Consider the following 13,777-nt stretch of genomic DNA (forward strand, 5'->3'; position numbering starts at 1 on the left):
CTCCCCTTCGCACACGCTTGCAGGAGACAGCATGCCTACTCGGGGCCGGAACGAAGTTATCGTCGACGAATCTTCGCCGCACTGTCGGATTCGGCTGAGGTGCTTCGTCGTTCTCTTGGAACGTTCGGAAGGAGAACGCTATGAAGTACGTGTTGTTCGTCGCCGCCGACCCCGCGGGAGAGCCGACCGACGAGAACCCGGAGGCGTGGGTCGAGAAGTGGAACGACCGCGGCGTCCGTGTCGAGGGGATGCCCCTTCGATCGGTCGCCGAGACCAGGACGGTCCGCGTCCGCGAAGACCAAGTCCTGGTCACCGATGGCCCGTTCGCCGAGACGACCGAGTGGATCGCCGGGTACGACCTCATCGAGGCCGCCGACCTCGACGAGGCCATCGAGGTCGCCGCCTCCCACCCGATGGCAACCAGCGGACGCATCGAGATCCGCCCGGTCGAACCGCTGGATCTCGGGCCGGGCACCGGGAACGTCCCGCACGAGGGCGACGCGCCCGCCGCGCGCTTCCTCGGGCTGCTCCGAAGCGACCCGAGTGCGCCGCTCTTCACCCCGGACCCCGCCGCGGTGGCCGACTGGGTCCGCGAGGGCCTCGCCTCCGGCCGCTACCTCGGCGGCGAGCACCTGCGCCCCGTCCAGGACGCCACCCTCGTACGCCGCCGCGGAGGAAAGCTGCTGATCAGCGACGGCCCGTACACGGACGTTCCGGAGTGGGTGTCCGGGATCGTGTTCATCGACGGTGAAGGGGAGGAAGCGATCGACTACCTCTCCCGCTGTCCGATGGCACGCTCCGGTATCGCCGAACTGCGCGAGTTCTGGACGGACTTCGCGTGAAGGCCGGGCCGGCAGAGGTGCGGGCGGCGCTCGCCGAGGCGTACCGCGCCGAGTGGGGTGTTGTCTTCGGGATGATCGTGCGCCTGTCCGGTGACTGGGAGCTGGCCGAGGACTGCGCGCAAGAGGCGTTCACCCGTGCCCTGCCGGCCTGGGAGCGCGACGGCATACCGCGCAAGCCGGGGGCATGGCTGGTGACCGCCGCGCGGCATCGCGCCCTCGACGTGCTGCGCCGCAGGACGACCGAGCGCGACAAGCTTGCCGAGATCGCCGCGCTCGAAGCGGTCCGTGAACCGCGGCCGCCCGGGGACGAGAGGCTGCGGCTCGTCTTCACCTGCTGCCACCCGGCGCTCCCCCTCGAATCCCGGGTCGCGCTCACCCTGCGCGCCGTCGGCGGACTCACCACGCGCGAGATCGCCCGCGCCTTCCTGATCGGCGAGGACACCGTGTCACAGCGGATCCTGCGGGCGAAACGCAAGATCGCGGCGGCAGGAATCCCCTACCGGGTGCCGCCGCCCGGGGCCCGCACCGAACGGCTGGAGGGGGTCCTGGCCGTCATCTACCTCGTGTTCACCGAGGGATACGCACCCAGCGACGGCAGCACGGTCCGCGACCCCCTCGCCGAGGAGGCCATCCGGCTCGCCCTGCTCGTCGCCACCGAGGCACCGGACGAATTGGAGGCGCGAGGGCTGCTCGCCCTGCTGTTGCTCCAGCATTCCAGGCGCGACGCCCGGCTCGACGCGAACGGCGGGCTGGTCACCCTGGAACACCAGGACCGGACGCGATGGGACCAGACGCTCATCGCCGAGGGCGTGACTCTCGCCCGCGAAGCACTGGTGGCGGGCGGCCCCTACGCGCTTCAGGCGGCCATCGCCGCGCAGCACGCGCTCGCTCCCTGCGCCGACGCGACCGACTGGGCAACGATCGTGGCGTTGTACGACCGCCTCCTCGCCCTGCGGACGAACCCCGTGGTGGCGCTCAACCGGGCGGTCGCCCTGGGGATGCGCGACGGCCCGCAGGCGCAGTTGGAGGCCGTCGACGCGCTCGGCACGCCCAAGCAGCTGGCCGGGCACCACGCCCTGCCCGCCGTCCGCGCGGACGCGCTGCGCCGCCTCGGTCGCACCCAGGAGGCAGCGGAGACGTACCAGATGGCGAAGGCACTCGCACCGAACGGGGCCATCGCCCGCGAATATGCTCAGCGTGCGGCCGAGTTGGGGTCCGACCTCACCACACGTACTGCCGGACCGTAATGGTCGCCTCGTGGCGTGGGCCCGGCCGCGCTGATTCAGGCGTTGGCCGCCCGGACCGAGCGGGGTTGGGCGCGCACCTCGGGCAGCCGTGCGCACTCCTCGGATTCGGCCAGGCTCTCGCTCAAGGTCAGGAGGGAAAGCAGCTGCACCGGACGGCCGGCCATGGCTGCGGCCTCCAGGAGGCATCGACCGCGATCTCGTAGGTTCGGTAGTACGGCGTGTGCGGGTACTCCGGAAGCGGCTCTGGCCGGAGTTCCGTGAACCATTCGGCAGGACAGCCCGGTATCTCCCGGGTCGCGGCCACCTGGTAGACACTGCGAGTGACGTACTACGCAGACTTGACGCCATACGTGTATGACAGGGACAACTGGGCAAGAAATGCGACCGGTCTTTGGCAAGGCGTCCCGCTCGTCAACGTGGGCTGGCTTGGACGGGGCCGACCTTACGAGCAGGGCGACCCTCCCTCCGCGCTGGCTGCGATGCTGAGCCGCATGAGTAGCACGCACCGAGCTCAGCAGACTCGCGGCTTCCATTCCTGCCCGTTCTGTGCTTCGCGCGTATTCGGCAGTCGCATCAGTCACCCGCGGGGAAGCGCCGAGATATGGGTGCTGGGTGGAGACGTCGCCTACGCCGCCCCTGAACTGATCGCTCACTACGTCGAGGCACACAGCTACGTGCCGCCAGCTGCCTTCATCCAGGCGGTTCTCGCCACAGCGTGAATGGGACATTTACGACTGGGTGAGGATCCGGGTCCGCAGGACTCTCGTATGAGGCCCTCGACTCCGCTGATAGATTCCGGCTGTGAGCGAGCAGCTACCCAGCGGTGGCATCGAGCGGTCACCCCACGAGATCGAAGCCCTGCACGCCAGGTGGTCATCGTGCTGGACCCCGAGTGAGGTCGCGCAGCGGCTGTCCGGGATCAGCACACCTTGGTACGTGGCCGCGGGCTGGGCGCTGGAGCTTTTCCGCGGCAGGCAGACGCGCGCTCATGGAGACATCGAGATCGGTATTCCGGCCGCGAGTTTCCCAGAAATCCGCGACCGCTTCCCCGGTTACGTCTTCGACGCGGTAGGCAGCGGCCGCATCTGGGAGAACGCCCCACCAGAGGCGCTGGCCGCCATACACCAGACATGGCTTCGCGATCCGGCCACCGGCAACTACCTGCTCGATGTGTTCCGCGAACCGCACGACGGCGACACCTGGCTCTACCGACGCGACGCGAGGATCCGGTTTCCCTACAGCGACATCATCCACCGCACCCAGGACGGTATCCCGTATCTGGCACCCGAACTGGTCCTGCTGTTCAAGGCCAAACACGCCCGCCCGAAGGATCAGACAGACTTCGAGGCGACCGTCCCGCACATGACCTCTGCCCAACGCGAGACCTTGGCCCAGCTACTCGCCCGTGTGCACCCGGGACACCTCTGGATTGCGGACCTGCAGTAGCCGACGCCAGGAACACGGGCAGGAACACGGGAACGTTGAGCGACGCCAAGCCCTACCGGCCTCAATCAGGGCCTTGAACTGCCGCGAGGTGGCAGGACCTCGATGACCGTGGCCGTGCCGACGACAGGTCGCCCCTCGTGCATGGTGATCACGTGGCCAGGCCGCAGATTTCTCCACGGCTCGGGGCTCAGAGGAGCCAGCCGGACATCGGCGCTCTCCCCAGGGCCGAGTTCCTGCGCGAACTCCACCCATATCGAGGCAATGCGCAGATCACTCTCTCCATCGGAGGTGTGTTGACCGATGTCCCACAGAGGTCGGAGCCGACCGTCTCCTGAGAAGGCACTCCGGCGGCCGCCCTCATCTGTTCCCAGCAGGGTCAGCGTCGCGCGGACGGTTCCGTGCTGGGCTTCCCAGCCCCGCCACTGGCACCAGCGGTGGCTGCGGTCGAGCATCATCTGTTGAGCGGCCTCAGCGAGGAGCTCCCAGAAGGATGGGGGCAGGGGATGGACATCCGCGACCTCGATGAGAAGGTCGAGCACCATCTCCCATTCCTGTTGCGCTACATACTCGCGGACATCCCCAACGGTCACGCCGTTTTCAGCCACGGCGTCCTCGGGCAGCAGGTCCGTAGCCTGTCGAAGAAGTGTGAACGCATCATCCATGCCCGCAATTTTCGCCTGGCACCAGCCTTGTTGTCACAGGCGATAAGGCGGGCACCAGCAGCGCGACGCACCCGCAGCGCCGAGGCGGGAGTATTCGATGGCAGGCCACGCCTCCTGCCTGACAGGCTGTGACCATGAGTCCCGAGTCCAACGGCGTGTCCGGCATCTCCTGGCTGGGTAGCCCGATCGACGCGCGTGCGCTGTTCGGTCCGGAGCACCGGTCGCTGCTCGGCACCCTGCGCGGTCTGACACCCTCCGACTGGGGCAGAACGGCAGCCGGGCGTTGGACGGTCCATGACGTCGCCGCCCACCTCCTCGGCGGCTACTACAGCCGCCTGGGCCACGACTACCGCAACGGCTTCGCCGACGGCGAGACGCTCGAAGCGTTCATCCACCGCACGAATCAGGAATGGGTCGAGTCGCACGCCGACGACAGCCCGGCCGCGCTCATCGATGCCCTGGCAGAAGCAGGCACCCGGCTCGCTCGACGATTCGCCGCAGCGGACCTCGACGCGGCCGCCCTGGGCGTGTCGTGGGCCGGTGTCGCGCCCGGTCCGGCGTGGCTGGACATCGCCCGGGAGTTCACCGAGCACTGGACGCACCGGCAGCAGATCCGCCACGCCGTCGGCCAGGCCACCGATCCGGAGCCGTGTGCCCTGGGCCTGGTCCTCGATACGTTCATGCGGGCCCTGCCCCACACACTCCGCAGTACGTCAGCACCGGTAGGCGCACAGGTCCGGGTGATCGCCGAGGGCCCTGCCGGCGGCAGCTGGACCGTCACTGCCGCAGCGGATCGCTGGTCGTTGGCAGAAGCGCCGAGCGGGCGGCCAACCGCGCTCGTGGTCCTGGACGCAGAGATCCTCTGGCGCTTGTGCACGCGCGACATCGATCCTGCCGGTGCCCTGTCCCGGGCTCAAGTGCAGGGAGATCGTCGGCTTGCCGAAGCCGTGTGCCACATCGTGTCCATCGTCCACTGACGGCGCAGACCGCCGGACGCTCTCGAAAAAATAGCCGCGTGGGCGTCGCAACGGGCTGCTAGCGTTTCCGGCATGAAGCGCGCTGCTATCGCCATGACGACGACGCCGGAGAGTGTCCCGGCGCGCTGACCGATGTCTCAGTCCGAAGCCCCGGGGCGAGTGCCCCGGGGCTTCGCCTTGCGGTCACTCGCCCGATGTCCGCGAGGAGACCACCATGCAGGACCACCGCAAGCTCGGCCGTGAACTGGGCCTGTTCGACACCGATCCGCTGATCGGCGCCGGCCTGCCGTACTGGCTGCCGGACGGCGCGGCCGTGCGGCACACCCTGGAGGAGTACATCCGCACCGTAGAGCGACGAGCGGGCTACCAGCACGTGTACTCACCGGTCCTCGGCAAGCGGGAGCTGTACGAGATCTCCGGGCACTGGGCGCACTACAACGACGACATGTTCCCTCCGATGGACCTCGGCAGCGAGCAAGTCGTCCTGCGGCCGAGCCTGTGTCCCCATCACGCGGTGATCTACCGCTCCCGCTCCCACAGCTACCGCGAACTTCCCCTGCGTATGGCCGAGTTGGGAGGCATGTACCGCTCCGAACTCTCGGGCGTGCTCGGCGGACTGACCCGGGTGCGGGCCATCCAACTCAACGACGCGCACATCTTCTGCACCCTGGACCAGGTCGCTGATGAGGCGCAGGCGGCGCTGGAGATGATCCGCCGGGCGTACGAGGCGCTCGGCATCACCGCGACCCGCTACCGGCTCTCCCTTCCTGGCGCGGGTGGCAAGTACGTTGCCGCACCCGAGAAATGGCAGCGGTCCACCGCCCTGCTCACCGATGTCCTCGACCGCGCTGGCCTGCCCTACGAGGCGGCAGAGGGCGAGGCCGCGTTCTACGGCCCCAAGATCGACGTTCAGGTCACCGACAGGGCCGGCCGGGAATCCACCCTGTCCACCGTCCAGGTCGACTTCCACCAGCCCGAGCAGTTCGACCTGCATTACATCGGTGCGGACGGCGCCAAGCACCGCCCTGTCATGGTCCACCGCAGCATCATCGGCAGTGTGGAGCGGGCCGTGGCCCATCTCATCGAAGAGCACGGCGGTGCCTTCCCCGCCTGGCTCGCCCCCACTCAGCTGGTGATCCTCCCGATCTCCGACACCGAACAGGCCAACGCCGCGGCCCTCGCCGAGCGCTGCACCCGTCTGGGACTGCGCGTCGAGATCGCGGGACCGGACCGCGGCTCTCTGGGTGCCCGCATCCGAGCGGCCCGCCTGATCCCCTATCAGGCCGTCATCGGCGCCAAGGAGGCCGCTGACGATCACGTCGCGCTGCGCCTGCGTGACGGACGCCGGCTCGACCCACAGCCGGCCAGTGACGCGCTGACCCGCATCAGCGCTCTCGTCGCGGCCCACAGCACCGACCTGTGGGCCGACGCCACCTCATAGCGGGCGTCACCATCACGCCCGTATCTCCGGCGTACGCCCCGCGAGCACCGCCTCCAGCGCCATCCGCTGCACCGCGGGCAGATGTTCCCCGAGCGGCGTCCGACGCGGGCTGTGTTCGCCGTCGCAGAGCCAGCTTCGCTCATCGACGTCGTACGTCCATGTCGTGGCGCCCCACATGGGATGCCCCTCCAGCAGGCGCCGGGCCAGCGGCTCGCAGTCGGGCGGTGCGCCGTGTGCGACGAGCGCTTCGGTGACCAGGGCCAGGGCTTCGGGAGGGGCGTCCGCGTCGCCCAGCACGGGGAGAAGGAGGAGCAGCCGGGCGTGCGGGTCGTTGACCCCGTCGGCTTCGGCGGGCGGGGTGAGGAGGGCCGCCAACTCCGGCCAGCACAGACCGGGCCCGATGCGGTCCTGGTCGTCGCTGGTGAGGACGAGGGCGGCGCGGGAGGCCGGCCAGTGCGGGTGGGTGAGGAAGTAGTCCGTACACGTGTGCTCCTCACCGCTGTTGTAGTGCACGAGCATCGTGAAGCCGCCGGCCAACGGCACGGTGAACAGCGGCCAGGCCTCCCGGTCGTGCAACTGCTCCAGGGCCTCACCGGCATCCGCCGCGTCGACACCGAACGCCTCCGCCGGGATGCCCTCACTGAGGTCGGCGAGGTGGGCCGCCCAGAAGCCGGGGGCATCCAAGAGGGGCAGCCCGTCCACGACGGGGGCGGACGCGTAGCAGTGCTGTGCCATCACCATGGTGGGATTCTCCCCTGCGCTCGCTCAAGCACCCAGCCCGGCGATTTCAGGGGACCGGCCGCGGCTGGAGACCGGCGCGGCCGTCCAGCGCCCTCACGTGCCGGCACTGACGGCAGCACCGATCGGCTCGTCGGTCAGAGCGATTCGCGCGGTGATGCGTTTGCCGACCGTCTCACTGCGCACCGTGAGGTCGTGGGCAACGGCCTGCACGATCTCCAGGCCGTGTTGACCGATACGTCCGGCGTCGACGCCGCGGACCACGGGCAGGACCGGTTCGGAGTCCCACACCGTCACCGACACCGATCCTCCGGTGATGCGCAGACGCACCAGCACCGGCCCCGGGGCGTACTTGAGCGCGTTGGTGACCAGCTCGCTGACCACCAGCCGCGCGATGTCCATGCCACGCTCCGCCACCGGCACCCCGTGCTCGCGGCGCGCCGCGGTCAAGAAGTCGGCGGCGAGGTCACGGGCCTGGGCGATGCACGAGCCGTCCCCCTCCAGAGCCACCATGGTCTCCAGTGCCTGCCCGGTCGAGCGCGAACCGTCGTCATCATCTTCGGGACCTGATCCCATTACGCCGCTTCACTCCCCCATGCATAGACCTGCACCGCGCCTACCCTGCGCCATGCATCTGACACCTCGGTTCAGGAGTGGGTTTTGCCCCAGGCCAGACCTGATCGACCAGTGCTCCAGGGGCGGCGATCATGTGCCAGTATCGCCAGCATGACTGAGATCGAGACGACCGGCACGGAAGACCCCCGACCACCGGGCGGGCTGTCGGTCGTGGCGACCGCCACCGACGGCGTCCGCGTGCTGTCCCTGTCCGGGGAGATCGACCACCACAGCGGCGTCATACTGCAGCAAGCCCTCAACGAGGTCGACGCGCCCCTCCCCCGTGTCGTCCTGGACCTGCGCCGGGTCACCTTCATGGACTCCAGTGGCATCAACATTCTCCTCGGCGCGCACCACACCCTCACCGAAGCCGGGGGATGGCTGCGCCTGGCCGCACCGGGCAGCGCCGTGAAGCGCACGCTCGGCATCGTCGGCGTCGAGACCGTCATCGACTGCCACGACACCCTGCGCCAGGCGCTCGCGTAGCTTCGCCGTCGCGGCGAAGAGGATCGGCACACCGGTACGGACCGTGGCCACGGCCACGGCCTTCCGTCGGCTGGTGTAGCCGACGGCATCCGCCCCGAGATGAGCGAACGCGGCCCACCGCACGCTCCGGCCCGGCGTCCTCTGCCGGATGATCGAGAGGACAATCGCCTGGCCACCGGGCATGTGTCGACCACCGTCCCGGGCGGTGGCCGACACACCGCGCCTGCCGCGCGCAACGTCTAGGTGGGTCTCTCAACTCCCGTTATGTTGACCTGAGTTCACATTCGGGGGAGGGGACGCAGGCATGCACAGCATCATCGTCGTACCGATGAACACGACCCGCGCCGACCAGCAGATCCGTCTCGCGGGCGGCGAGTCGCTGCCGTTCGGCCGCACGCCCGTCCGCCCCGGCCCGCACCTCACCATCGCGCACGAGGGCATGTCCCGGACCGCCGGGGAGATCACGGCCGTGGACGCCCACTGGACCCTCACCAACCTGAGCCGCCGCCAGACCTACGTGGTGGAGAACCCGGAGGGTGCGGGCGAACACGTCAAGGTCGCGCCCGGGCGGCTGGGCGCCCCCATCCCCTTCGAGTTCTCCCGCGTGGTCCTGCCCTGCGGCAGCGACCTGCTCAGCTTCGACGTCTGGGCTCCGCGCCATGACTACCTCGAGAGAACAGGGGTCCAGGACGGCGCCCCCACCGCGTCCGCGTTTCCCCTCGACCGGGACAAGCGGTACTTCCAGGTCCTGGTCGCCTTGTGCGCCCCGCGGCTGCGGGGCGGTCCGCACGCACCGCTGCCCACCGCCGACGAGACGGTCGAACTGCTGCGGCCTGTCTGGCCGTCGGTCTCGCGCACCACGGTGCTGTGGAACGTCGACTACCTGTCCATCAAGCTGCGCCTGAAGCCCGGCCCGGACGCGCCGGCGGGCAGTGGTCCGCGCCTCAACGGGCGAAAGGAGCGCCTCATCTCGCTGGCCCTGCGCTTCGACCTCGTACGCGAGGACGACCTGCCGCTGCTGAAGCAAGGGGCCGCCCGATGAGCACACAGACACCGTCTCACCCCGTGCCGGTGCCCAAGGGGTACCGCGTCGGGTGCTGGGAGGTCGGAGAGCTCATCGCCTCCGGTTCCTTCGCCAGCGTGTACACCGCCCGGCGCGCCGCCTCAGCACGGCCGGCGTCAACGACACGGCAGGCCTCCTCGGCCGAAGGCGGCACACACGGTGCTCCCGCCGAAGAGTGGCCGGAGGAAGTGGCCCTGAAGTTCCTGCCCACCGGCACCAACACCCCGCGCCAGCTGCGCCATCTGCAGGAACTCGCAGAGCGCGAGACCGACTTGCTGCGCAGGCTGCGCCGCCCCCGGCTCATCCGGATGTACGAGGCCCTGACCGTGAACGATCCCTCTCAGCCTCAACTCGACGGCGCCACCGCCCTGGTGCTGGAGCGCGCCGAGGGCTCCCTGGACCAGCTCCTGAAGCGCTCACGCAGCCGGCGTCCGGGCGTCAAGGACGGGCGCGCCATCGCCGTCCCGGGCGGCCCCGCCTTGCTCTCCCAGATCAGCGAAGGGATCGCTCACCTCCATCACGCGGGCTTCGTGCACGGCGACCTCAAACCGGCCAACGTGTTGCTGATGGCCGACGGTTCGATCCGCCTTGCCGACTTCAGCCTGGCCGCAGAGCTGGAGGGCACCCACGCCTACTCCCCCGCGTTCGCCACCCTTGACTGCATGCCGCCCGAGCTCCTGTGGGCCGAGGTCGACGAGCGCGGCCACCGCACACGCCTGACCGCCGACATCTGGGCCTTCGGTGTCCTCGCCCACCTCGTCCTGACCGGCAGTCCGCCCTTCCCCGGCGCGACCGCGGCCGCGCGCCGCAACGCGATGCTGCACTACGCACGCGGGCAGGAAGAACTACGCCTCTCCCCTCAACTCCCGGACGCCTGGCGTCCGATCGTCACCGACTGCCTGGCACCAAATCACGCCGCGCGCGCCCCGCACACCGCGCAAGCCCTGCTGCGCCGCGTGGAGACCGCAGCCGGCGCCGCCCGCTCCCCGCGCCTGCCGAGGCTGAAGCCGAGGCGCGGCCCCCGTCGCGCCCTGGTCGGCGCCCTGACGCTGGCCGCCGCAGCGGGGCTTGTCACATCCGTGGCGCTGGCCCTGCGCGAGTCCGCTCCCCAGGGGTACGCGCGCTGCGACGTCGGCGACGTCTGCTTCTTCTCCCAGGCCGACGGCGAAGGCGACATGTGCGCCTACTACGACTACGACGACGACTGGTTCGGCGGGATCGTCACCTGCGACTGGGCCAAGGACACCTCTCCCCAGTCCTACTTCAACAACGGTTACGCCGGTGACCCGCTCGACGACGTCCAGCTCTACCACCAGATCGGCCGCAAGGACCGGGCCGCCTGCCTCCACGCCGGCGAGAAGGGCAGCTTCCCCCGCGACAGCCTTCCCGTCAGCTCCCACGAGTGGGTGCCCGCCTGCTGATCCGCCGTCGCCTGCCGTCATCTGCGGTCATCTGCGGCGACCCTGTCTTCCTCCAGGTACCGCCCCCGCCGCCCGGTGCGCAGACTCGATGCGGCCGTCACACCCACACAGGGCGACAGGAGCAGGACCGATGACACCGCACACGCAGCACGGTTTGCCACCCCGGGCCCGGCGCAGCAGTCGGCTCCGCCCGCACCACCTTTTACGACTGCTGGTCGGCGCCGCAGGCGCACTGACGCTGGTGCTGAGCACCGGGGCGAGCGCGCCCGCCGTCTCGCCCGCCGTCTTGCCCGGCGCGAGCGGCACGCCGGCGGCGAGCCCCTCGGATCGCGCCGCGAGACCCGACTTCCAGATGCCGCTGTCGTGCGGCACCGCCTGGCAGCTCAACACCTACGACTCGGGCCACAACCCGGCTCTGGACATCGTGGTCAAGGGCAACACCGGGTCGGACGCCAAGCCGGTGCTGGCCGGGGCAGCAGGCACCGTGGCATACACGGGCAGGGACACCGGGGCCGGCAACCTCATCCAAGTCGACCACGGCGGCGGCTGGTTCTCCGCGTACTACCACCTCAAAGACGCCGCCACCGCCTACGTACGGGTCGGCGACCGGGTCGAAGCAACCACCCAGATCGGCCGCATCGGCGCCACCGGCTCCCACAGCAACGACTGGTCCCACCTCCACTACGAACAGCGCTACCGCCCCTCGGGCGACGGCCCGACCGACGAAGGCGACCGCGTGCCGGTGGTCCTGAACGGAACCCAGTACACCGGCGTCGGCCGCACGTGGACCAGCGTGACCAGCCAGAACTGCTCCGCATGGGCCAACTGCCCCGAAACGTACGTGTGCTTCTACTCGGGCCCGAACGGCACCGGCACCGTGTGCCGGTCGACCGGGAACTCCGGCGCGACCGGATGCGGCCTGCGCAGGTCGTACTTCAACAACGGCTCCGAGGAACCCGGTTACGACCACGTGCAGGTCTCGTTCGGAGAGGGCGGTGGCATGTGTCTGCACCGCGGCCGGGAGGAGGGGCGCGGCAACTTCCCGGGCGACGGAAAGACGATCACGAAATGGCGCTGGCGCGGAGAGTGCAGCTGATGCCCCCAAGGGGCGCCCCCGTACCGGAACCGGTGGATTCTATTGAAAGGCCGCCACGTTGGCCGCGGCCCATTCCCCGAAAGGCCGCGCCGGGCGGTGCAGTACGTTCGCCACGTCGGGGCTGATCACCTGCTCGGCCGGCAGGGGAAAGCCCAGGACATCCAGGGTGCCGTCGATGACCTCCGCGGGCATGAACTGCGCCATCTGCGCGTGGGCCTGCTCGCGGGACAGCTCCACGAGGGTGATGGCCTCGCCCAGGGCCCGGGAGAGGGCCGTGGCCTGTGCGCGCGGGCTGATGACCTCAGGCCCGGTCAGTTCGTACGTGCGACCCTCGTGCCCGTCTTCGTGCAGGGCGGCTGCGGCGACCGCGGCGATGTCGGCCGGGTCGACGACGGGCAGGGCGACATCGGCGAACGGGGCGTAAACCGTGCGTTTGGTGCGGATTGATTCGGCCCAGGCGTAGGCGTTGGAGGCGAAACCGCTTGGGCGCAGGATCGTGAAGTCCGCTCCGGATGCGCGGACGGCGGCCTCGAAAGCACGTAGGCGGGCGTGCGACGGGGCCGTGGGGCGGGTGGAGTTCAGCTGGGAGGAGAGCAGGACGATGCGCTTGACGCCTGCCTCCAGGGCCACCTCGAGCAGAGCGTCCGGGTTTTCGCCGTGAGCGTTGAGCTCGCCGCCCAGCAGGATGAAGAAGGCGTCGGCGCCCTCCAGGACCGGGCGCATGCTCGCGCTGTCCCCGATGTCGGCGCTGGCGTGCCCGATCCCGGCCGGAATCGCATCGGGTCGAGGGCGTCGCGAGACGGCCACGACGTCCTTGTCCGCATCGGCCAGCAGGAGCACCAGGGTCCGTCCGATGTTGCCCGTCGCACCGGTCACCACGATCATGTCGTTCCCCCAAGAAGTTAGTTAGCCGACTTACTTAGATGGAAGCTAGCACGGCGCCACCAGGGGTTGTCTATAGTCAGTTGGGTGACCAACTCAGCGAAGCCCAGGGCGCGCGCAGCCGACAAGCGCCGACGGCTGGCCACCGAGGCGGCCCGCGTCCTACACGAGCAGGGTGTCGAGCGCACCACTCTCGCCGACATCGCGCGAGCCGCGGACGTACCCGTGGGCAACGTCTACTACTACTTCAAGACCAAGGACGAACTGGTCCTGGCCGCACTCTCCGAGCACAGCGCCCACCTGGACGAACTCACCGGCCGCCTGGACCAGTTGCCCGACCCGCACGACCGCCTCAAGGCTTTGATCGAAGCCTGGATCTCCCAGCGCGAAACGGCCGCCCGCTACGGCTGCCCCACCGGCACCCTGGCCGTCGAACTCGACAAACGCGCCGACGGAATCCTCGACACAGAGGCCGGCACGGCGATCCGGCGCCTCCTGCAGTGGGCCGAAGAGCAGTTCCGCGCCCTGGGCCTGCCCGACCCCGACGACCTCGCCCTCACTCTCGTCTCCGGCTACCAGGGCATGTCGCTGCTGACCAACGCCCTGCGCGACCCGGACATCATGACCCGCCAGGGAGCGCACCTCCTGCGCTGGCTCGACTCCCTCAAGGACACAGACCCGGCCGCCTAGAGGGCGATCGGCGGGCCACCGCCCGGCTCCCACCGCTTCGTGTCACGCGCCGAGCGACCCCCGTGCGGGGTCTTGGCACAGGGTCCGCCCGCCCGCACGGACATCGGTGCGGGGTGTCCTTGTAACCGCTGATCCCCAGGGGTAACAGCAAGATTCAGCCGCTGAGGCGCC

14 protein-coding genes and 1 pseudogene are annotated in these 13,777 nt (G+C 69.7%); 10 read left to right on the plus strand and 5 right to left on the minus strand.

Annotated elements, in window-relative coordinates; all coding sequences use genetic code 11:
* The first annotated feature begins 140 nt into the window (after positions 1–140).
* Positions 141–842 (plus strand): YciI family protein, encoded by a 702-nt coding sequence (locus tag AB0M70_RS32515; RefSeq protein ID WP_365825662.1) that lies wholly within the window; start codon positions 141–143, stop codon positions 840–842.
* Positions 839–2,089: a sigma-70 family RNA polymerase sigma factor gene (locus tag AB0M70_RS32520; RefSeq protein WP_365825664.1), complete on the plus strand. Its 1,251-nt coding sequence runs from the start codon at positions 839–841 to the stop codon at positions 2,087–2,089. Before AB0M70_RS32515 ends, AB0M70_RS32520 begins: the two co-directional genes overlap by 4 nt.
* A gap of 35 nt (positions 2,090–2,124) precedes the next feature.
* Here the strand turns inward: AB0M70_RS32520 and AB0M70_RS32525 are convergent, their stop codons facing one another.
* Positions 2,125–2,253, minus strand: coding sequence for a hypothetical protein (locus tag AB0M70_RS32525; protein ID WP_365825666.1), 129 nt, complete (start codon positions 2,251–2,253; stop codon positions 2,125–2,127).
* 637 nt (positions 2,254–2,890) lie between these two features.
* Here AB0M70_RS32525 and AB0M70_RS32530 point away from each other — a divergent pair.
* Positions 2,891–3,535: a hypothetical protein gene (locus AB0M70_RS32530; protein ID WP_365825668.1), complete on the plus strand. Its 645-nt coding sequence runs from the start codon at positions 2,891–2,893 to the stop codon at positions 3,533–3,535.
* Positions 3,536–3,600: 65 nt separating this feature from the next.
* On the opposite strand, the gene AB0M70_RS32535 is transcribed toward AB0M70_RS32530, so the two are convergent.
* Positions 3,601–4,197 (minus strand): hypothetical protein, encoded by a 597-nt coding sequence (locus tag AB0M70_RS32535; protein ID WP_365825670.1) that lies wholly within the window; start codon positions 4,195–4,197, stop codon positions 3,601–3,603.
* Between the two features lie 134 nt (positions 4,198–4,331).
* On the opposite strand from AB0M70_RS32535, the gene AB0M70_RS32540 reads away from it, so the two are divergent.
* Complete coding sequence (locus AB0M70_RS32540) at positions 4,332–5,174, plus strand: maleylpyruvate isomerase family mycothiol-dependent enzyme (protein ID WP_365825672.1); 843 nt, start codon at positions 4,332–4,334, stop codon at positions 5,172–5,174.
* Positions 5,175–5,382: 208 nt separating this feature from the next.
* Positions 5,383–6,615 (plus strand): annotated as a pseudogene (thrS, locus tag AB0M70_RS32545) (threonine--tRNA ligase); the annotation flags it as partial.
* 12 nt (positions 6,616–6,627) lie between these two features.
* On the opposite strand, the gene AB0M70_RS32550 reads toward thrS, so the two are convergent.
* Positions 6,628–7,356 (minus strand): hypothetical protein, encoded by a 729-nt coding sequence (locus AB0M70_RS32550; protein ID WP_365825674.1) that lies wholly within the window; start codon positions 7,354–7,356, stop codon positions 6,628–6,630.
* A gap of 93 nt (positions 7,357–7,449) precedes the next feature.
* A complete protein-coding gene (locus AB0M70_RS32555; protein WP_365825676.1) occupies positions 7,450–7,929 on the minus strand; it encodes an ATP-binding protein in 480 nt (159 codons plus the stop codon).
* Positions 7,930–8,079: 150 nt separating this feature from the next.
* On the opposite strand from AB0M70_RS32555, the gene AB0M70_RS32560 reads away from it, so the two are divergent.
* The 4 genes from AB0M70_RS32560 (at position 8,080) to AB0M70_RS32575 (ending at position 12,034) form a co-directional block, all read left to right on the plus strand.
* Entirely contained in the window at positions 8,080–8,454 is a 375-nt protein-coding gene (locus AB0M70_RS32560; protein ID WP_365825678.1) for an STAS domain-containing protein, read from the plus strand.
* 304 nt (positions 8,455–8,758) lie between these two features.
* Positions 8,759–9,496 carry an FHA domain-containing protein gene (locus tag AB0M70_RS32565; protein ID WP_365825680.1) on the plus strand — a complete coding sequence of 246 codons (738 nt, stop codon included), beginning with the start codon at positions 8,759–8,761 and terminating at the stop codon, positions 9,494–9,496.
* Positions 9,493–10,938, plus strand: coding sequence for a protein kinase (locus tag AB0M70_RS32570; RefSeq protein WP_365825682.1), 1,446 nt, complete (start codon positions 9,493–9,495; stop codon positions 10,936–10,938). Before AB0M70_RS32565 ends, AB0M70_RS32570 begins: the two co-directional genes overlap by 4 nt.
* 130 nt (positions 10,939–11,068) lie before the next feature.
* A complete protein-coding gene (locus tag AB0M70_RS32575; RefSeq protein ID WP_365825684.1) occupies positions 11,069–12,034 on the plus strand; it encodes a peptidoglycan DD-metalloendopeptidase family protein in 966 nt (321 codons plus the stop codon).
* 39 nt (positions 12,035–12,073) lie between these two features.
* On the opposite strand, the gene AB0M70_RS32580 is transcribed toward AB0M70_RS32575, so the two are convergent.
* Positions 12,074–12,919, minus strand: a complete 846-nt coding sequence (locus tag AB0M70_RS32580; RefSeq protein WP_365825686.1) for an NAD(P)H-binding protein — start codon at positions 12,917–12,919, stop codon at positions 12,074–12,076.
* Between the two features lie 84 nt (positions 12,920–13,003).
* Between AB0M70_RS32580 and AB0M70_RS32585 the strand changes: the two genes are divergently transcribed.
* Positions 13,004–13,606, plus strand: a complete 603-nt coding sequence (locus AB0M70_RS32585) for a TetR/AcrR family transcriptional regulator (RefSeq protein ID WP_365825688.1) — start codon at positions 13,004–13,006, stop codon at positions 13,604–13,606.
* Positions 13,607–13,777: the final 171 nt, after the last annotated feature.

The organism is Streptomyces sp. NPDC051214 (assembly GCF_040682375.1).
Lineage (GTDB): Bacteria > Actinomycetota > Actinomycetes > Streptomycetales > Streptomycetaceae > Streptomyces.

Coding starts and splice junctions, on each gene's coding strand:
- AB0M70_RS32515 (WP_365825662.1), top strand. CDS start 141: ATGAAGTACGTGTTGTTCGTCGCCGCCGACCCCGCGGGAGAGCCGACC.
- AB0M70_RS32525 (WP_365825666.1), bottom strand. CDS start 2,253: ATGGCCGGCCGTCCGGTGCAGCTGCTTTCCCTCCTGACCTTGAGCGAG.
- AB0M70_RS32535 (WP_365825670.1), bottom strand. CDS start 4,197: ATGGATGATGCGTTCACACTTCTTCGACAGGCTACGGACCTGCTGCCC.
- AB0M70_RS32540 (WP_365825672.1), top strand. CDS start 4,332: ATGAGTCCCGAGTCCAACGGCGTGTCCGGCATCTCCTGGCTGGGTAGC.
- AB0M70_RS32550 (WP_365825674.1), bottom strand. CDS start 7,356: ATGGTGATGGCACAGCACTGCTACGCGTCCGCCCCCGTCGTGGACGGG.
- AB0M70_RS32555 (WP_365825676.1), bottom strand. CDS start 7,929: ATGGGATCAGGTCCCGAAGATGATGACGACGGTTCGCGCTCGACCGGG.
- AB0M70_RS32560 (WP_365825678.1), top strand. CDS start 8,080: ATGACTGAGATCGAGACGACCGGCACGGAAGACCCCCGACCACCGGGC.
- AB0M70_RS32565 (WP_365825680.1), top strand. CDS start 8,759: ATGCACAGCATCATCGTCGTACCGATGAACACGACCCGCGCCGACCAG.
- AB0M70_RS32570 (WP_365825682.1), top strand. CDS start 9,493: ATGAGCACACAGACACCGTCTCACCCCGTGCCGGTGCCCAAGGGGTAC.
- AB0M70_RS32575 (WP_365825684.1), top strand. CDS start 11,069: ATGACACCGCACACGCAGCACGGTTTGCCACCCCGGGCCCGGCGCAGC.
- AB0M70_RS32580 (WP_365825686.1), bottom strand. CDS start 12,919: ATGATCGTGGTGACCGGTGCGACGGGCAACATCGGACGGACCCTGGTG.